This is a genomic window from Rhizobium sp. C1, assembly GCF_021026335.1.
Lineage (GTDB): Bacteria > Pseudomonadota > Alphaproteobacteria > Rhizobiales > Rhizobiaceae > Ensifer_A.
Genome location: NZ_JAJNCY010000001.1, coordinates 254896 through 269904 on the forward strand (window position 1 = coordinate 254896; position 15009 = coordinate 269904).

The window sequence follows — 15009 nt, forward strand, 5'->3', positions numbered from 1 at the left end:
CGATCACCTATCCAAGGAGGGCTGATTAACCCCGTCAAGGAAAACGCGGCGCTTGACGTGATCGAGGCCGGGCTGTCTCAGGGTGGCGATCAGGACGGTGCCTGCCTCGGTAATGGAAACGGCACCAAGTTCGGCCAGCTTCCGCATCTGGGTGCGTACCCATTCGCGCGACTTGTTATAGCCGAAAGTTTCCAGAACCTTCGTCAAAATGGTCTCGTTGAGGCTGGCATTGGGCTGAGCTGCCAGTTCCTTCAGGATAACCAAGCGCGCATCTTCAGCCAGGTAGTTCTCAAAATCGCTCATCGGTCGCCTCGTTCGCCTCCGTTCTTCAGCAGGAATTCTTCCACGCGAACCACCGTTCGCGACACCGCTGCCATCTTCTCTTCGAAGCGACCAAAGCTCCCTTTCATATCCGCGAGCGCCAGCTTCAACTCCACCAGTGCCTCCGCGTCAGGCATATGCTTCATATCGGCCTCGATCTTGCCGAGGCGCTTGTCGGTCGCTGTGGCAAGTTCGGTGACCTTAGTCGTCAGGTCTTTGAGCTCTCTGGAATTGTCGGCCGCGCGCTTGGTTAGCCAGGCATAGATCGCGGTCAGAACCGCAATGCAGGTGGAAATCACGCCCAGCCAGTCCTTCATGAGGGAGAGGTCAATCATTTGTGGTACTTCTCCGCCTCGATCAGGCTCTGGCATTCGATGCAGCGACGCGCGGCCGGCATGGCGGCGCGGCGCTTCGGTTCGATCTCACGGCCGCATTCAATGCACTCGGCCGTTCCGGAGGTAGCAAGGGCAGCGCGCGCCTCGGCGATCGTGCGGGCGTTCTCAGCCTCGACATAGTGCGCAGCGCGCTCGATCTCGTCGCAACGCTCGTTCATTTCGCGGCTCCGGTGATCGCGCGAAGAGCAGCATGCTTCTGGACTATGCAGGCCTTCAGACCGGAGCGGTCTTCGTTCCAGAAATCAGTCGTTTCCTGCTGACTCAACAGGGCGATGTCGCGCGGCGGATTGCTCAGCTGCGGGTCGGGTGCTGCTGCTGCCGGTGGCAGATCGGGACTGACAAAGACCGTGCGCACGGTAATATCCGGCTTCGGCTGTTCAGCGGATGAGCAGGCGGATATGAGCAGCGTCGATGCCGCAAGAACCGCCATTCGGTAGGCTTTCATTGTCTTTCCTCGCTGCCGCCCGGTCTCTCTCGATCTCGGCGATCTTGTCGGTTGCTTCGGCCTGCACCTGGACGATCGCGCGCGACTGCGCGGCGATCCTGGCGTTGGCCTCTGAATTGGATTGCGCGATCTGCGCTTTGCATTCGGCGCGCATCGCGCCCTCTGCCTTGGTGACGGCCTGGTCGGTGACCGCCTTGAAATTCTCTGATGCCTTGAAGATGAGACTTGCCGCCCCGATCATGAGACCGCCGGCGGCGAGGAGGACGAGGGCTATAGCAAGAGCCTTGCCGGATATCCCGGCGAACAACGCGCTCATGTCTGGCCCCCGTCCGTTGCGGCTTCCGGGGACGGCAACGCCGGCTGGTCTCGGGCCAAAGGGCCATGCTTGAGCTGGGTGCGCATATCTAGCGATCCAAAGCCGCGATGGACGCCGAGAAGGGCGACGATAAGCGCAAATGTCAGCGGTATGACGAGTGACGCGAATGACGTGAACGCAACCGACGTTTCCGTCTGCGGCCGGAAGATCGCGCCATAGGCCAACAGGTAGACGAGCCCCCAGGCGGCCACGAGTGAGCCGTAGATCATGCGTTTGGAGGCGGAGTAGCGCGGCTTTTCCATCAGGCGACCGCTCCGATCAACGCGGCCTTGATCGCGGCGGCTGTGTTTTTCCCGACGACGCCATCGACAAGCAGGCCTTTTGCCATCTGGAAGGCGATCACGGCACCCTCAGTGCCGCCGCCGAAATCTTCATCAATGGCGAGATGATAATAACCGAGCTTCTTGAGCTGCTCCTGAAGATCCCCGACGGCATCGCCTTTGCTGCCACGATGGAGCGCGGGCGCGCCCTGGACAGCGGCGACGGCATCGCCGGCAGCCTTGGCGAAAATCGCCTTGGCGCGCGCGAGCTTGGCGGCCCGGTCGGCATAGCCGTTGTAACCGCCATTGACGATTTTCGTGACAGCACGCAGATCGTCCCGGTCTGCGACGACATTGAGCCGCTTGACATCCCAGAACCAGATTGCCGACCAGGACGCCCACTCCTTATCGTCAACAAGATCGGGTTGCGCCTCGAAGTCAGGAGCATTCGGATTGAACGAACGCATCCAACTCGTAAATGCGCGGTAATTCGCGCGGCCTGTCACCATGATCAGGCCGCGACCCTTAAAGCGGACGCCGTCGCCAGGGCGTACATTTCCCAGATCCCCACGACCTTCATAGGCGCGACCGGACGCATATTCCTCCAGCGCCGCGAAGCTGTCGCTTTCGTGGGCAACCTGGGCAAGGAAATGCTCGATGCGCAGCGGCGTGTTGATCGCGAACTGCTCCATCAGGCCCGGCAGATTGTCGTCGATCATATCGACATGCTGTCGCGCGGCGACGGTGCTGACGCCGCCAATGGCGAGCAATGTGGCTGCGGTGACGAGGGATGTGAGTTTCGGCATGATTTAGCTCCGCGATTGGAGCCAAACTAGCCGCTATGGCGAGCGCCATTCATGACCGCCCAGGCGGTCGGGTCAAAGGAGATCGAGCTGACGGGGATCTTTGCGCGATGGCCGCACAATCGGCGCAGCGTGACGGGCTCGCTTGATCAGCTTGTTCACGCCCGTTTCGGTGAGGCCGAGCTTCAGAGCGATCTCGCGGATCGTCATGCCGCTGGCCACATAGCGGCGCGCACGAAACTCGCGCGCTAGAGGTACTCTTATATATCCGCCCGGATACGCTTTGGCTAGTCGGGCAGCGTGATCACGGCCTATCGTTTCGGGAAGATCGGATCGCTCGATGTTTGCGGGAACATAGAGACGAACGCCTGCATAGGCTTCAGTGAGCACGAAAAAACCGTCCTCGCCGAGGGCAGCCATCAATTCTCCCGTCAGGTCGGCGTTCATCCACGCCCTCCCGCTTGATCCAGCAGCTGCCGGCGCATCAGCTCGGTGGTGACATCACAGAGGCGAGCCTGGATCTTCCAGCGGCGATGCGAGCCGGGGCGGGCGTTTTGAAGAGACTTCAAAAGCGCATTTCGGCGCTCTTCAAGCCTCTTCAAAGCCGCGCGATTTTCGACGGTCTGGAAGAGGTCGAGACCACGATCCGATCGGAGAGCACCCATCAGGCTCCCCCTCGCGTGTGGACGGTCACTACAGTTTCCTCGCGCAGGACGTATTTGACGCCATCGGTGATCACGGCAGACGCGCCGTAGCGGACGCCGGTTCGGACGCTCTCGCGGATCTGGGCGCGGATGACTTCGACATTGAGGCCGTGGCAGCGCTCCAGGTAGCGGAGCACGGCATGATCGGAGACGATGGGATAAAGGCCGGTTTCCTTCATCACGCACCTTCCTTTGCTGCGGCTTTCCGCGCGGCGGCGCGGCGGGCGGCTTCGCCGGGCTTGGCGAGGCGGAGATCGGACAGGCGCGTGTATTTCGCGGCCATGCCGGGCGGGAAGAAGAAGGTCGGCCGGGGTGCTTCGCCCTTTATCCAGACGAGCCAGATGTAGTCGGTCGCGGTCGAAGCCTCCGGGTCGTAAGCGCCCTCGATGAGAGCGATGCGCTCGGCAAAGACGCCGACGACGGTTGGCGGCGTGTCACGGTAAATCCGATTGTAACGGCCCTGGCCGGGCAGGGCGTTGATACGGACGAACATCGCGACGCCGACCGTGGCGATCTCCAGCGCCTTCAGAATGAACTCTTCCAGGAGATTGAAGGGCGGGTTGGTGATGATCCAGTCCGGAACGACCGCGCCCCGTTCAAGGAGAGAGGCGCGGGTCTGGAATGTGAAGTCGCGGAGTGGTGGCTGGCGGCCCCAATCTTCGACGTCCGAATATTGAACCCAAGCGAAGCTACCGAGCAGACCTTCGACCAGGTGCAGCTCTCCACAGGCCGGGTCATCGGCGACCAGATGGGAAACTGGCCCGACGATCGGGATGATCAACTCTTCCATCAGCGCACGGGCGGCGAATGGCGGCGTGGGGAAATAGTCGAGGCTGGCGGCCGCCTGGTGGCGCTGGTTGGTGACGGCCGGGGAGGCGAGGCGGTGGTTCATTGCGCACCTGCCTTCTTGGCCGCGCGGATGCGCTTGCCGAGCGCGTTCATGACTTCGATCCATTGCTGGCTCGAAAAATCTCGGTGCAAGACGTCGAAATCAATAAGGTCCGTCACGACTGGCCAGAAATCTGCCGGGGCACCCCCAAGCTTTCTCCATTGTGCCCTTGCGACCCGATGTCCATCCGTCTGAGTGAAGTCTTGTGCGAGGTTGTTGACGGTCCAATCCACGCCACCCTCGCGGGCAAGAATTGCCTTGAGCGCCTCGATCGCCTTGCGTGCGTCGACCGCATCTCGGCAGAACCGCACGGCATCCAGACCGGTCTGACGCTTGACGAAAGCCTCTAGTGCCGCGTCGTCGCGGTGGTCAAATATACCGAGGTTCCAGCCGGCGATCCAAAGCGCCTGGAGCTTGCCGGCGAACCGGCCGGAGAGTTTCAGCCGGCCGTTTGGACGGCGGTCCGCCTTTGGCTTGAAACCCTCCGACCGGAAGACGTTCAAAACCTTCTCGCGCTCGGCCTCGGTCATATTCTTGACTGAGGTCTTGCCGGTGATAACTTCCAACTTCGCTCTATAGGTGTCTTCATCCAGGCCAAGCTGCTTTTTAGCGACGTGTATGGCGGCAATCGTGCTTTTCATGGCACCCGCCTCCGCTGCTCGCTGCAATCCGGCAATTGCAAACGTAGACCTGGAAAAGTTGAAGTGGCGTTTAGGTTATGTGGTTCAAAAGGTTTCTGACGGTCCAGAACACCGTCGTCATTGTGTTTGTCACTTTCGTCCTGGGCGCGTGTCTCTGGCTCGTTGTTCCCACCATTCCGGAAACAAGCCCGTTTTGGAGCAGGGCTCCGGGGGAATTCGTTAGTTGGCTGGGCATGGGGCCGGACAGGTCTACTGCTCGTTGGATCTACAAATATCAGGGCATGCTGGCGGGTGTGCTGGCGGTCTTTGCGGCCCTTTGTACTATCATCGTGATGGTTGTGGTGGAGGGGCGCGCCAACCAGCGTCATAGGGAAGTTATTTCCCTGAGTTTTCGACCGGATTGGCTGCGACTTGAACGAGTTGAACGAGCTGATCTTGCTGGACTTCGCGAAATCTGCACAGCGCTGGCGTCGAAAGAATTGCCGAACTTGCGTGCTGTCTATGCAAAGGATCGAGAGGCGGAAAAAGTCGTTCGCTCTCTTCGCGGGTGGGCGGCCGCAGCTACCTACAATTTGCGTGGATCTCGCTGGGCCGACGCCCAACAGGTCATGGATGCTGATCTGTTGGCAGCCTACACTCGTTTCGACAATGGTATCGGGAAACTTGAGACCTCGGCTGCTCAGCTTTGCGAGGTTTTCGCTGTAAACATGAATTTCCCGGATGATTTCATCGAAGACAATTACGCCAAGGCCGAAGAAGCACTCCGCGAATTGCCGGATCTGATGACGGGATTGGATGATCGTTTTCAGCGGCTTATGCGCAGATATGCTGCTGAAATGTCTCTTTGATGTTCGCCGTGTCAGAGTGAAGCGAGGAGATTTTCTTATACAAGAGGATTGTGCTGTTATCGACCTCATCACGCACCTGCCTTCGCAAGGTCGATCGTGATCGCCTGGAACTGATCGTTGATTGAGGTGCGGTGGTAGAAGCGGACGTATTCCTTCGAGCCGGTGATGCGGATCGAGTTACGGATCGCGTCCATAGCGCGCTGCCAGCGCTCATCCTCAATGTCGAGGCGGAGCAGCATGAACAGCTCCGAACGGTTGATCTGGCCTTCCTTGTCGGTGTTGAAGGCGCGGGTGATGATTGACTGGATCTCAGGTCGGCTGTCTGCGGTCCACTCGATCATGCATTCGTCGAGCAGCGATTTGGCGATATGCAGTTGCGGGCCAAAGTCGATCTGGTCAGCGACCTGCACCTTGACCTGCATGAGGCCGTCGAAGGACTGATAGGTCCGGTTGCCCTTTTTGCCGCCGATCTTCGCGCCGTATTCTTGTTCCAGCAGGGCGTCGAGACTTCCGAGGTCGAGCATCGTGTGCGCCCGGAAGCGGTCGATTTGCGCATTGAGTTCCAAGGCGTAGCGGATGATCTTCCGTACCGTTTCGTCCTGGAGTTTGTCTTCGGCCTTGATGTTGGCGAGAGGGACGTGCCGCTCTTTTGCGTCGATCATGAACTCGCGCCCATTGACGAGGAGCACGCCATCTTCACGCGGGCCTTCCAGAATAACAGCTTCCATTTTCATGCTCCCTTTAGCGCTGCCTGGAGCGCGTTCAGTCTGAGATTGAGGTTGAGGTAGGCTTGGCGTTCTCCGGCCGTGCCGCGCGCCTGGTCATAGGTTTCCCAGGCGCTGGCGAGCGCCTGGATGACGGGGGAGAGGCCTTCGAGGCGGCGGCCGGCGACGATGACGGCCGGTTCGCTGCGGCGCTGGCCCACCGCGATCAACCGCCGCGACTGCGCCTGCTGCGAGAGAGCCACTTCGGCTTCCAGCTCGGCGCACATTTCGCCGATCGTGCGGAGTTGCTTGACCAGCTGGGCGATGTCGCCCGAGCTGAAATGCTTGCCGACGCCGGCGTATGGCAGGAAAGCCGCGCGGAGATTTTCGACATCGGCGGAGGGCTTGAGGTCAGCCATCGTCGCGGCCCCCCGTTTTCGGGTGCAACGTCACGATATCGGCTCCCGTCTTGATCGGCCGGAAGTTCGGGTCCGGCATACGGGCCAGGTCGTGCAGGCTGCGCATCGACTCGGCTTCGAGGCTACGGGCCAGGGCGCGGTTTCGCTCCAGCACGCGGAACGCTTCCACCTCCTGTTCGAGCAGCAGCGCCATTTCCGCCATGAGGCGGAGCTGGGCGGAAGCGTAGGCGGGGGAGACATGGCCAGTCATCATGTCGCCGGAGAGCGTGGAGAGGCTGGTGGAAAGGACGGCGCTCATGCGAAGTCCTCCACGTTGCGGTTCTTCCAGGCGGCGGAAATGTGCTTGAAGCCGACCGACTCACCCGTCGCCAACGCCAGCATGGTGGCGGCCCGCATTGTCTTGTCGATCTGGCCGAGCGCGCCGGGCTTTTTGCCGATGCCGGTGAGCAGCTTGACGCATGCGTCGTCCTTGATGCCCCAGGCCGCGATCGAGGCTGCGATGTCCTCGGGATAGGGGGTCAGCCGGTCAAGGCGCATGCCGACGCGGCGGCGAAGCTGCGCATAGGTGCGTTTCTTTTCCTTGTTGTCGCGCACCCGGTCGTAAATCTCGTTGTTGCCGACGAGCGCGATGCCGCATTCGTAGAGATCTGAAAAATGCCGGAGCTGATTGATGGCCTCGGGGATCAGGTGCTGCGCCTCGTCGATGATGAGCAGAGCATTGCCGGAGGCCTTGAGGCGTTCGCCGATCGCGCGGACAAGCCGCGCCGGGTTGTGTTCATGAATGCCAAGGGTCGCGACGATTTCGACCAGCATCGCGTTGACGGTTTTCGTGTATTCCGAAACCGTGGTCATCCAGACGTTGGGCCGACGCGCCTTGTATTCCTTGCAGGACTGCGACTTGCCCATTCCTGCGCCGAGCGTGATGGTGACGAGATCGCTCGCGACATGTGCCCAGGCGAGCGCTTCCATGACCTCCCGGCTTGTCCTTGTCGGGAAATAGGGGGGTGATTGCGGGATCGAGGCGAAGAAGCTGGCCTGCTCGTCCTGTTGGTCGATGAATTTCGCGACCTGTGCGTTGGTCGTATCCAGACGGCCGCTGTATTTTCCGGAGAACCATTGGCTGAAGGTGCCGTCCGCCATGCCGATGCGGCGGGCGGCTTCGGCCTTCGACCAGCCCTTTTCCTCCGAAAGCTGCTTCAGCCGCTCGGTCAGACGCCGCCAGTCGGCGATCTGTTCATCCGTGCGGTTGGCCGCGAGTTCGGGCGCGGTCGCCGCCAGTTCCCAGGCGCTGGTGTTGGATGTGGTTGTGTTCGCTGCGATGTTCATTTATGGTTCCTTCGTCAAAAGGGGCCGCGAAGCCCTCAATTCGGGCGGGTTTTCCCGCCCTTTCTTTTTTGGAACCGTACGCACTACATGTCGGTCCATCCCCGGCAGGGCCGGGAATTCAGTCGTCGAGGCCGCCGCTGATCACTCTCAGCGCCTGCCCGAATGTCTTGGCAAAATCGATCTCCTCCGGCTGGTCGGCCAGCATCTGATCAGTGTCGATCGCCGCCGCGAGATTGCCGGTGGCGATGCGGGTGACGGCCGGGCGAACCGGCTGCGGTTGGGTGGTTTGTTCACCGCGCGCCAGAATGTCGGCGAGTTCCTGGGCGGTGAGCTTCTTGTGGGTTTCGGTTGCGGCCTTGACCGACTTGATATGGTCGCGGCGCAAACGCGCGTGGTGGCGGGCGGCGTCCGTGTTGTCGAAGCCGGTGTCCTCAATGCAGGCTGCTTCGCAGATCAGGCGGTTCTTCAGATCGTAGACCTGGATCGGCTGGTGCAGTTTGTCCGGATCGAAGCGGAGCGTCACCTTCTGGCCCGCATGGGCGTTGAGCGCGACGTTCCAGTATCGGTTACCCTGGAAGTGGATTTCGCCGGAGCCGCGCTGGGCTCTCACGACATCAGAGGCGAGCAGCCAGAGGCTCTTCTGGCCTTCGGTCGGCCAACGAACCACCCAGGACAGGTCTTCCATGGAGGCGCTGAAGGTCTCGTCGAAGGACCGGCCCTTGCAGGCGACGGCCTTGCGGCCGGTGCGGGCATTGTGGCGGGCGATTTCGCGGGCGACATGGTCGCGGAAGCCATCGAGAGGCACAGCGGCGTTGCCGTAGTTCTCGGGCTTGGCCATCGGGTTGTTGCCGGTATAGGCCCCGTCGCAATAGGGGTGCTTGGAAATCTCCTCGGCCAGGTCGCGCCAGGCACGCTCGATCGGCTTGGACTGCCCGGAATAGGGCGTTGTCCAGATCGTCTCGACGCCGAGCGTCGTCAGAAGCCCGCGCGGGTCTTCTTCGCGGATCTTGAAGCGGAAGCGCGTGCGGCTGCCGCCCGTGATCCATTTGGAGGCAAAGGCCCGGCCGTTATCGAGGAAAATCTTGTCGGGGATGCCGAACTGCTCGACCATGTCGCCGATGACCAGACGCACGGCCTCCCAGGTTTCGGCGTCGGTCAAGCGCCATGCCAGCACCTTGCCGGAATGGAGATCCTGGATGCCGATGAGATAGAGGCGCACCGGCTTGTCGGACCATGGCACGCGGACGAAGACGTCCAGCTTGTGGCCGTCCATGTTGACGGCCTGCATGGCATGAAGGTGGGTGCGGCTGCGGCGCTGGGCAGGGAAGAGTTTCTTTGCTTTTTCCTCGCCGTCGCGGGCGAGAATAACGACGCTGTCCGGCACCTCGGCGTCGAAGCGACGGCGGAGTGACCGCTCGTTGGGGATTGGTGCCCATTTCTGCTTCTCGGCAGCGTCCAGCATGCGGCGATAGCAGCTGGAGAAGCCGGACTTGCTGTTGCGGAGGAAGTCGGACTTCAGGAAATCCCAAGCGTCCGGATGGCAATCGGCGCGTTTGGCCGTGGCGGCGTAGTTTGGAGCGAGCGCAGGCAGCCAGTCGGCGCGCTGGATGTTCACCACCATGCCGAACCAATTGTAGATCGTGGCGAGGCTCACATCGTGGCGGCTTGCGGAGAGCTGCATGGCGGCGGTCTGTGAAAGGCCTGCGGCTTCCAGTTCGAGGGCTTCCTGAAGTGCCTTCAACCGGCCTTCGCACATGATTTTATGTGCTTCCGGAAGGGCATTGTAGCGCGCCCAGAGCGCCTCACGGACTGGATTGGCGGTGCGATCGGTCTTTGCCTGATCCACGGCCATGATCTGCAGCTTCAGGCGGGCGGCGGCGGGCAGTGCGTTGATGTGGTATTCCATGCCGCCGCCGCGACCAGAGCGCTTCCGGGCGTGGGCATCCCAGGCCTTGGCCGCGCGGGCGAGTTGGCGCTCTGATGGCGGCAGGTCGGGCAGGTTGAGGCCGGCCAGCTCGGCTATGGTGAACCACTCGCGCGTCATGCCTGACCTGTCTTTCTGGCTGTCATGTAGGCGCGGAAGGCGTCCTGGTGGGTCTTGACGAAACGGAGCGTTTCGAGGGCGGCTTTCATGTGGTCGATATGCAGCTCGCCGCGCGCGCCGGCATCAATGCGGACGTTCAGCCGGAGGAAGGTTTCCAGCGCGCCGATCTGGCTGTCGATCGAGACCTTGCTCATCGGCGCACGTCCTTCACGTTGATGCGCGTCGCCATCAGCGCCTTCAGCTGCTTGCCGAGTTCGGCGCGTTCCTTCTGGATTTCGCCGATCTGGGCGAGCAGCGCCTCCTCACCGGCGAGCAGCGTCAGGCCGTCATCCTTGATGACCTCGTCCCAGAGCCAGTAAGCGCCGGTGGCGCGCACAAAGGCTTTGAAGCGGGAGAGGGAAGGATCATGCGGCTTGCTCTCGGCCGTGTAGGCATCGAGCGTGGCGCGGCTGACCGAGGGCAGGCCGAGATATTGCGCCATGCGGGCGGCGATGACGCTGCGGTCATGCGGGCATTCGCGGATGGCGCGGGCCATGGCGCGCTTGATGCGGCTGCGGAACTTGTCGATGTCGAGCTGGTCAACGGCAGAGCGGACGGGAAAGCTCGCCTTGTCCTGGTCGAAGAGTTCGAACTGGAGCGGGTTGCGGGACATCAGGCGGCCTCGTCGATGTCGGGCTGGATGTGCTCGACGAACTTCGCCTTGGTCTCGGCACTGGCGCGCCGCCAAGTGTCGATGAGACGGGAGAAAAGGACGGTTTGAGCGTCGGGCTTCGGCTTGGGGTCGCTGACGGCCTTCAGGGCGGTCTCCAGATCGGCACCGAATTGCAGCCCGACGGAGATATCGGCCTGCTTTTTTGGCTCCAATTTCGCGAGCTTCAGGAGCGTGGACTGGTTGTCCGCATGGGGAGTGCCGCGAAGCTTGGCGCGCAGGTTCGAATTGAGGTTTTGGGCGATCTGGTTCAGGCGCTCGTAGGAGCGCGTGGAAAGGCCCATCCGGTCGGCGACATGTTGGGCAAAGGTCGTCTTCTCGGCTTCTGCGCCGATTAATTCCGCCAAGTTGGCGGAATTACCGGGGCGGCCGGGCTCGATCTTGCCGTGCTTTCGCTCCCAAATCTCTCGGTAGGATTGGACAAAGATGGCGCGGTCGATGACGGAAAGCTCGTTGCGGAAGAGGTTTTCCGTGATCTCAAGCAACTGGCCTTCGGCGGCATCGGCCTTGAAGACAAGGGCTTCAATCTCGGTCTCGTCATTGATCTCGAAGGCGCGCATGCGGTGAGCGCCGGCGATCAGCGTAAACTTGAAGCCTGTTTTGGCAGGCGTCGCGCGGACCGAGATCGGGTTGATGAGGCCGTGCTCGACGATGCTCTGCGCGATGATCAGCGCTTGCTCTTCTTCGACCTCGCGGAGGCGCTCCGGAACGAAGATGTCTTTGAGAGGGATGATCTTGAACTCGGTCATGCTGCATTCCTTGCGTCGGTCATTTTCTGGCCGAAAAACTCGCGGGCGCGGGTCTGTATGAGCCGGTAAATGGATGCGAATTCGGGGCTATCGAGGCGCTCATCGATGGTGCGAAGTGCGCGGTTGACCGCTTCGCGAGAGCGTTGCTGCAGCTCGACGACGCGGCGCTTTGGGACATGGAAGGTGCGGATGGTGATGTGGAGGGCGATCTGGCGCGCCAGCATCGCATCGAACTGCTGATGCGGCGGCTCGATGATGTCGCGCAGAGGAAGCCAGGCGAAAATGGTTTTGACGGCCGCGAAGCTGGCGGCCATTTGGGCGTCGAGGCGATCCTGAGCCGAGTACGGGTTCACAGATAGGCCCTCGCGAAGGCTGCGATGGCCGCAACCAGCCCCGCCACCGCGACCGACCAAACGCAGAACAAATCGGCGGCGCGGCAAAGGGCAGGGCTCGTTGCGGGTATGAACGGCTTGACGATTTCAGACTTCAGTTTGGACATGTGCGGGCTTTCGATTTCTGCTTTTCTCGTCTCAGCGGCGGGGTGACAGCCGGGCGACCTTTTCCTGGGCTAAAGGGGAGGATCGGCCTGCCGGAATGGACACCTGAAGGGCTAGAGCACCCCGCCGCAGTCAGGCCGCCGCCTGGATGGGGTCGATCGGCTCAACAGCGCGCTGGCGCTTCTTGCGAGTGAGTGGGCGATGGTAGTTTTCCATCGGCTGCGGATCCTTGCGGCGGCCATCGGCGTGGTAGCGCTCGCGCCACAGGAGGTGCGGGTGGGTCTTGAGGGCCGCGGCGATAGCGCGTTCTCCGGCCAGGTTGGGCTCCTGCAGAGTGCGGGAGGCCGTGCAACGGGCGAGGCCGTAACGGCGGTCAATGTCGCGGAAGGTGATGCCGGCCAGGACGAGCCGGGCCTTAATCTTCGCGATGGCGTCGAGCCGGCGCTGCATGGACTTGTCTATGCGCATATGCATAATCGCCCTTCGATCTTGAAAGGGAGGCCTGCAACGCCTCCCTTTTCAATGGGTTTGTGTTCGGTATCTATCGAAAGGACTAACCCAAAATGGGTGTGTTGTAAACACCCAAAATGGGTGCATGGCGATGGTTGACGAAAAGGATATCTGGAAGGCGGCGGGAAAGCGGCTTGCAGAGGCTCGCGCACGAGCCGGCTACGCCTCTCGAAAGCAGTTTGCCGAGGCTTTTGGCAAACCGGAGCCGACACTTGCGAAGTACGAACAGGGTGCTCGCGAAATCCCTATGGCCCTTCTGGTTTGGCTGTCGGACACGCACCGGATCGATGTCGGATGGATCGTGACAGGGATCGGGGATGTGCTGCGGTCCGATGCCTCCGACCTCACGGTTGAAGAGGCATCACTCTTGTCCGTTTTTCGTCGACTGCCCAAAGAGCGGCAGGACATCGTTCAGGAACACGCTGAATTCAATCTCGTGGTTTCCAAGCCTGCACCATGAGCGGTGCGCGCTTATTCTCGTCGAGTGAGACCTCAAACCGCACATCGCCGAAGGTGGCTCGGGCCGCCTTTTCCAACTCGTCGAGTGCTCCCTTGAGCCTATCGGATGCAATGCTTTTCACCGGCGCCGAGGCCAGAACGAACCCTAGAAATACTCGTCTTTTCATGATGTCTCCCTTCGCGCCAAGCGCGTGATCAAACGTTTAACATTCGGTTCGGTTGCGCAAGGATCGGCGGCAAAAGTGCTTGTTTATCAACACTATACACAGGCTTGAAACCCCACTTGCAGGCCCGCTTGACTCCAGTAACCATACGTGAACAAAATAGGAACATAAACCTATCGTCAAGGAGAAAGTTCCTATGTTCGCCGAGCCAAAGTTTATCGTCCTCCCATTCCGCCGCGCCCGTACCCGGACGGTTCACGGAAGGGCCGTTCGCTGGCAGCTTTCTCACAGTCGGCAATAGATGGTTGCAGAGCTTAGATTCGCTGCCTGCGGTGTTTCACCCAATTCAAAAACGTTTGCGTATCGTCCGCCGCTGCCGAACTTTGAAAATAGAGTTCGAGTTCTTGTGCTGTGGATCGAACGAGAGTTCTAGCCAGATCTGCCAAGCTATCACGACTACCGCTCAATCTTACGCTCAAGGTGGACCACGTGCCGTGCAGAACCCTAGATCTGTCTCGTACGAATCTCTTTGCAAATGCTTTTGTCGTAATCGGACTGGAAGGGGTAATTGGGTCGTCCGGCTTAAGAGAATAAAATGTGTCCATGGCAGCCAGAATTCGGCCCTCACTTCCGGCTGAGCTTTCAGCATGGAGCAGAACTTCGATCGCGGTTTCGAGTTTTGCTACGGCAATCGAATCGATGGGCTCCGCCAATCCTTGATGAAGCCAATAGGCCGCATCGCACCATGCTTGCTCAAGCTTAGGGAGGCGAAAGTTTCCCGTCGCAAAGGATTGAACGCACTTTCCAACCGCTGAAATCACCGTGTTCGTTTCGCGTATGATGTGTCCAAGATAGCCGTTGCCAATGGAAAGTCCTGGCTCCGTGTTCGAGAAGCCGCCAGTTTCACGACCGGCAGATACGGATAGAAAAACCTTCATTCCGGGTCCCCGCCTCGTCGCAAGCCGCGAAATGTTTCGCGTATCTAATCCGGGGGCCGCAAGTTGGAGAGCGACGAGCGCGAGATCAACTGCGAGGTCGCCGATTTCGTACCCTCGCTCTCGGTCACAGTCGTCGATATTCACGACTGCTAGCCAGTGGGCGCGCTCCTTCCCCATGGCTTCAATTAGACGATCCAAGCCGCCCGCGGATGGCGATTGCGCTCTAAGGTCCAAATAGTATTCGCTCTTCACGACGTCTTCTATGAATAGGAACGTGACGGGACCAATTGAAAAACGCGGCGAAGGCCAGGGCGAAATCATGCAGGGAACGAAAATGGTCCGCTTAGCTGCTCGTTCTTTGAACCAAAATGCGAGGCGTTCTTGTAACGCTAGAACATCAGCTTCGCCAATTTGCATTGGGTCTCGGCCCAAATAATCTGACGTGAGAATTACAAAGAGTTCCTCCTGGAACGCAGAAAAAGATGTCCCACGTTCCATTTTTGGCGAACTCGAAAATAGTTTCTCAGCAAACTCATTGAACGGTTCGTTGCCGGGCCGAAGTATGCCGCACAAGCCATCGGGGCTTTGCCGTGCCCAAAAGAACCCTCCGGCGCGAAGATCGTCTTCAGTGATCCGGCTTCGTTTCTGCGGTGCTGGCTTGGTTGCAACATTCTCCGCTATGCGGCGCAAAAGTCCAATTTCATTTGCAAGACTAGGTGGTGTCGACATTAATTCTGATCCCTTTGCACGCCGCATAAGCCTCAATATATCAAATTTGCTTTGAAACGCAGCGACTCGCCAGGGCACT

At 60.3% G+C, this 15009-nt stretch carries 26 protein-coding genes; 2 read left to right on the plus strand and 24 right to left on the minus strand.

The features are described from left to right. Window positions 1–3: 3 nt before the first annotated feature. The 12 genes from LQK83_RS01270 to LQK83_RS01325 all read right to left on the minus strand — a co-directional run bounded on the left by LQK83_RS01270 (window position 4) and on the right by LQK83_RS01325 (window position 4834). Window positions 4–303 carry a VpaChn25_0724 family phage protein gene (locus LQK83_RS01270; protein WP_230835480.1) on the minus strand — a complete coding sequence of 100 codons (300 nt, stop codon included), beginning with the start codon at window positions 301–303 and terminating at the stop codon, window positions 4–6. Beyond that, on the minus strand, window positions 300–656 hold the full coding sequence (locus tag LQK83_RS01275; RefSeq protein ID WP_230835481.1) for a DUF2730 family protein: 357 nt from the start codon (window positions 654–656) through the stop codon (window positions 300–302). Before LQK83_RS01275 ends, LQK83_RS01270 begins: the two co-directional genes overlap by 4 nt. After that, window positions 653–874 (minus strand): TraR/DksA C4-type zinc finger protein, encoded by a 222-nt coding sequence (locus tag LQK83_RS01280; RefSeq protein WP_230835482.1) that lies wholly within the window; start codon window positions 872–874, stop codon window positions 653–655. Before LQK83_RS01280 ends, LQK83_RS01275 begins: the two co-directional genes overlap by 4 nt. After that, window positions 871–1161: a hypothetical protein gene (locus LQK83_RS01285; RefSeq protein ID WP_230835483.1), complete on the minus strand. Its 291-nt coding sequence runs from the start codon at window positions 1159–1161 to the stop codon at window positions 871–873. The genes LQK83_RS01280 and LQK83_RS01285 overlap by 4 nt, the downstream gene beginning before the upstream one ends. Further along, window positions 1094–1477: a hypothetical protein gene (locus LQK83_RS01290; RefSeq protein ID WP_230835484.1), complete on the minus strand. Its 384-nt coding sequence runs from the start codon at window positions 1475–1477 to the stop codon at window positions 1094–1096. The genes LQK83_RS01285 and LQK83_RS01290 overlap by 68 nt, the downstream gene beginning before the upstream one ends. Further along, window positions 1474–1779: a hypothetical protein gene (locus LQK83_RS01295; RefSeq protein ID WP_230835485.1), complete on the minus strand. Its 306-nt coding sequence runs from the start codon at window positions 1777–1779 to the stop codon at window positions 1474–1476. Before LQK83_RS01295 ends, LQK83_RS01290 begins: the two co-directional genes overlap by 4 nt. Then, the gene (locus tag LQK83_RS01300; protein WP_230835486.1) at window positions 1779–2603 is read right to left on the minus strand and encodes a peptidoglycan-binding protein; all 825 of its coding nucleotides are present in this window, start codon (window positions 2601–2603) and stop codon (window positions 1779–1781) included. Before LQK83_RS01300 ends, LQK83_RS01295 begins: the two co-directional genes overlap by 1 nt. A gap of 72 nt (window positions 2604–2675) precedes the next feature. Next, complete coding sequence (locus tag LQK83_RS01305; protein WP_230835487.1) at window positions 2676–3047, minus strand: hypothetical protein; 372 nt, start codon at window positions 3045–3047, stop codon at window positions 2676–2678. Next, window positions 3044–3265, minus strand: coding sequence for a hypothetical protein (locus LQK83_RS01310; protein ID WP_230835488.1), 222 nt, complete (start codon window positions 3263–3265; stop codon window positions 3044–3046). The genes LQK83_RS01305 and LQK83_RS01310 overlap by 4 nt, the downstream gene beginning before the upstream one ends. Then, the gene (locus LQK83_RS01315) at window positions 3265–3483 is read right to left on the minus strand and encodes a hypothetical protein (RefSeq protein ID WP_230835489.1); all 219 of its coding nucleotides are present in this window, start codon (window positions 3481–3483) and stop codon (window positions 3265–3267) included. The genes LQK83_RS01310 and LQK83_RS01315 overlap by 1 nt, the downstream gene beginning before the upstream one ends. Next, window positions 3483–4196, minus strand: a complete 714-nt coding sequence (locus LQK83_RS01320) for an SAM-dependent DNA methyltransferase (protein ID WP_230835490.1) — start codon at window positions 4194–4196, stop codon at window positions 3483–3485. Before LQK83_RS01320 ends, LQK83_RS01315 begins: the two co-directional genes overlap by 1 nt. Then, window positions 4193–4834 (minus strand): gp16 family protein, encoded by a 642-nt coding sequence (locus tag LQK83_RS01325; protein WP_230835491.1) that lies wholly within the window; start codon window positions 4832–4834, stop codon window positions 4193–4195. The genes LQK83_RS01320 and LQK83_RS01325 overlap by 4 nt, the downstream gene beginning before the upstream one ends. Window positions 4835–4911: 77 nt before the next feature. Here LQK83_RS01325 and LQK83_RS01330 point away from each other — a divergent pair, with 77 nt between their 5' ends. Then, a complete protein-coding gene (locus LQK83_RS01330) occupies window positions 4912–5682 on the plus strand; it encodes a hypothetical protein (RefSeq protein WP_230835492.1) in 771 nt (256 codons plus the stop codon). A gap of 68 nt (window positions 5683–5750) precedes the next feature. Here LQK83_RS01330 and LQK83_RS01335 read toward each other — a convergent pair whose 3' ends face one another. From LQK83_RS01335 to LQK83_RS01385, 11 genes are all read right to left on the minus strand, one after another. Further along, window positions 5751–6410 carry a DUF3164 family protein gene (locus tag LQK83_RS01335; RefSeq protein WP_230835493.1) on the minus strand — a complete coding sequence of 220 codons (660 nt, stop codon included), beginning with the start codon at window positions 6408–6410 and terminating at the stop codon, window positions 5751–5753. Between the two features lie 2 nt (window positions 6411–6412). After that, window positions 6413–6805, minus strand: coding sequence for a hypothetical protein (locus LQK83_RS01340; RefSeq protein ID WP_230835494.1), 393 nt, complete (start codon window positions 6803–6805; stop codon window positions 6413–6415). Then, window positions 6798–7103: a hypothetical protein gene (locus LQK83_RS01345; RefSeq protein WP_230835495.1), complete on the minus strand. Its 306-nt coding sequence runs from the start codon at window positions 7101–7103 to the stop codon at window positions 6798–6800. Before LQK83_RS01345 ends, LQK83_RS01340 begins: the two co-directional genes overlap by 8 nt. Next, the gene (locus LQK83_RS01350; protein WP_230835496.1) at window positions 7100–8131 is read right to left on the minus strand and encodes an AAA family ATPase; all 1032 of its coding nucleotides are present in this window, start codon (window positions 8129–8131) and stop codon (window positions 7100–7102) included. The genes LQK83_RS01345 and LQK83_RS01350 overlap by 4 nt, the downstream gene beginning before the upstream one ends. 118 nt (window positions 8132–8249) lie before the next feature. Next, entirely contained in the window at window positions 8250–10175 is a 1926-nt protein-coding gene (locus LQK83_RS01355) for a transposase domain-containing protein (RefSeq protein WP_230835497.1), read from the minus strand. Beyond that, window positions 10172–10369, minus strand: a complete 198-nt coding sequence (locus LQK83_RS01360; RefSeq protein WP_230835498.1) for a hypothetical protein — start codon at window positions 10367–10369, stop codon at window positions 10172–10174. Before LQK83_RS01360 ends, LQK83_RS01355 begins: the two co-directional genes overlap by 4 nt. Continuing rightward, window positions 10366–10827, minus strand: coding sequence for a hypothetical protein (locus LQK83_RS01365; RefSeq protein WP_230835499.1), 462 nt, complete (start codon window positions 10825–10827; stop codon window positions 10366–10368). The genes LQK83_RS01360 and LQK83_RS01365 overlap by 4 nt, the downstream gene beginning before the upstream one ends. Further along, window positions 10827–11633, minus strand: a complete 807-nt coding sequence (locus LQK83_RS01370) for a ParB N-terminal domain-containing protein (protein ID WP_230835500.1) — start codon at window positions 11631–11633, stop codon at window positions 10827–10829. Before LQK83_RS01370 ends, LQK83_RS01365 begins: the two co-directional genes overlap by 1 nt. Next, entirely contained in the window at window positions 11630–11947 is a 318-nt protein-coding gene (locus LQK83_RS01375; protein ID WP_230835501.1) for a hypothetical protein, read from the minus strand. Before LQK83_RS01375 ends, LQK83_RS01370 begins: the two co-directional genes overlap by 4 nt. A gap of 35 nt (window positions 11948–11982) precedes the next feature. Beyond that, window positions 11983–12132 (minus strand): hypothetical protein, encoded by a 150-nt coding sequence (locus LQK83_RS01380; protein WP_230835502.1) that lies wholly within the window; start codon window positions 12130–12132, stop codon window positions 11983–11985. Window positions 12133–12262: 130 nt separating this feature from the next. After that, window positions 12263–12598 carry a helix-turn-helix domain-containing protein gene (locus LQK83_RS01385; protein WP_230835503.1) on the minus strand — a complete coding sequence of 112 codons (336 nt, stop codon included), beginning with the start codon at window positions 12596–12598 and terminating at the stop codon, window positions 12263–12265. A gap of 127 nt (window positions 12599–12725) precedes the next feature. Here LQK83_RS01385 and LQK83_RS01390 point away from each other — a divergent pair, with 127 nt between their 5' ends. Continuing rightward, on the plus strand, window positions 12726–13100 hold the full coding sequence (locus LQK83_RS01390) for a helix-turn-helix domain-containing protein (RefSeq protein WP_230835504.1): 375 nt from the start codon (window positions 12726–12728) through the stop codon (window positions 13098–13100). Between the two features lie 477 nt (window positions 13101–13577). Here LQK83_RS01390 and LQK83_RS01395 read toward each other — a convergent pair whose 3' ends face one another. Beyond that, window positions 13578–14930, minus strand: a complete 1353-nt coding sequence (locus LQK83_RS01395; protein WP_230835505.1) for a hypothetical protein — start codon at window positions 14928–14930, stop codon at window positions 13578–13580. Window positions 14931–15009 lie beyond the last annotated feature (79 nt).

Excerpts from the sequence above, each read along its gene's own strand:
- LQK83_RS01270 (WP_230835480.1), bottom strand. The coding sequence starts at position 303 with ATGAGCGATTTTGAGAACTACCTGGCTGAAGATGCGCGCTTGGTTATC.
- LQK83_RS01275 (WP_230835481.1), bottom strand. The coding sequence starts at position 656 with ATGATTGACCTCTCCCTCATGAAGGACTGGCTGGGCGTGATTTCCACC.
- LQK83_RS01280 (WP_230835482.1), bottom strand. The coding sequence starts at position 874 with ATGAACGAGCGTTGCGACGAGATCGAGCGCGCTGCGCACTATGTCGAG.
- LQK83_RS01285 (WP_230835483.1), bottom strand. The coding sequence starts at position 1,161 with ATGAAAGCCTACCGAATGGCGGTTCTTGCGGCATCGACGCTGCTCATA.
- LQK83_RS01290 (WP_230835484.1), bottom strand. The coding sequence starts at position 1,477 with ATGAGCGCGTTGTTCGCCGGGATATCCGGCAAGGCTCTTGCTATAGCC.
- LQK83_RS01295 (WP_230835485.1), bottom strand. The coding sequence starts at position 1,779 with ATGGAAAAGCCGCGCTACTCCGCCTCCAAACGCATGATCTACGGCTCA.
- LQK83_RS01300 (WP_230835486.1), bottom strand. The coding sequence starts at position 2,603 with ATGCCGAAACTCACATCCCTCGTCACCGCAGCCACATTGCTCGCCATT.
- LQK83_RS01305 (WP_230835487.1), bottom strand. The coding sequence starts at position 3,047 with ATGAACGCCGACCTGACGGGAGAATTGATGGCTGCCCTCGGCGAGGAC.
- LQK83_RS01310 (WP_230835488.1), bottom strand. The coding sequence starts at position 3,265 with ATGGGTGCTCTCCGATCGGATCGTGGTCTCGACCTCTTCCAGACCGTC.
- LQK83_RS01315 (WP_230835489.1), bottom strand. The coding sequence starts at position 3,483 with ATGAAGGAAACCGGCCTTTATCCCATCGTCTCCGATCATGCCGTGCTC.
- LQK83_RS01320 (WP_230835490.1), bottom strand. The coding sequence starts at position 4,196 with ATGAACCACCGCCTCGCCTCCCCGGCCGTCACCAACCAGCGCCACCAG.
- LQK83_RS01325 (WP_230835491.1), bottom strand. The coding sequence starts at position 4,834 with ATGAAAAGCACGATTGCCGCCATACACGTCGCTAAAAAGCAGCTTGGC.
- LQK83_RS01330 (WP_230835492.1), top strand. The coding sequence starts at position 4,912 with ATGTGGTTCAAAAGGTTTCTGACGGTCCAGAACACCGTCGTCATTGTG.
- LQK83_RS01335 (WP_230835493.1), bottom strand. The coding sequence starts at position 6,410 with ATGGAAGCTGTTATTCTGGAAGGCCCGCGTGAAGATGGCGTGCTCCTC.
- LQK83_RS01340 (WP_230835494.1), bottom strand. The coding sequence starts at position 6,805 with ATGGCTGACCTCAAGCCCTCCGCCGATGTCGAAAATCTCCGCGCGGCT.
- LQK83_RS01345 (WP_230835495.1), bottom strand. The coding sequence starts at position 7,103 with ATGAGCGCCGTCCTTTCCACCAGCCTCTCCACGCTCTCCGGCGACATG.
- LQK83_RS01350 (WP_230835496.1), bottom strand. The coding sequence starts at position 8,131 with ATGAACATCGCAGCGAACACAACCACATCCAACACCAGCGCCTGGGAA.
- LQK83_RS01355 (WP_230835497.1), bottom strand. The coding sequence starts at position 10,175 with ATGACGCGCGAGTGGTTCACCATAGCCGAGCTGGCCGGCCTCAACCTG.
- LQK83_RS01360 (WP_230835498.1), bottom strand. The coding sequence starts at position 10,369 with ATGAGCAAGGTCTCGATCGACAGCCAGATCGGCGCGCTGGAAACCTTC.
- LQK83_RS01365 (WP_230835499.1), bottom strand. The coding sequence starts at position 10,827 with ATGTCCCGCAACCCGCTCCAGTTCGAACTCTTCGACCAGGACAAGGCG.
- LQK83_RS01370 (WP_230835500.1), bottom strand. The coding sequence starts at position 11,633 with ATGACCGAGTTCAAGATCATCCCTCTCAAAGACATCTTCGTTCCGGAG.
- LQK83_RS01375 (WP_230835501.1), bottom strand. The coding sequence starts at position 11,947 with ATGGCCGCCAGCTTCGCGGCCGTCAAAACCATTTTCGCCTGGCTTCCT.
- LQK83_RS01380 (WP_230835502.1), bottom strand. The coding sequence starts at position 12,132 with ATGTCCAAACTGAAGTCTGAAATCGTCAAGCCGTTCATACCCGCAACG.
- LQK83_RS01385 (WP_230835503.1), bottom strand. The coding sequence starts at position 12,598 with ATGCGCATAGACAAGTCCATGCAGCGCCGGCTCGACGCCATCGCGAAG.
- LQK83_RS01390 (WP_230835504.1), top strand. The coding sequence starts at position 12,726 with ATGGCGATGGTTGACGAAAAGGATATCTGGAAGGCGGCGGGAAAGCGG.
- LQK83_RS01395 (WP_230835505.1), bottom strand. The coding sequence starts at position 14,930 with ATGTCGACACCACCTAGTCTTGCAAATGAAATTGGACTTTTGCGCCGC.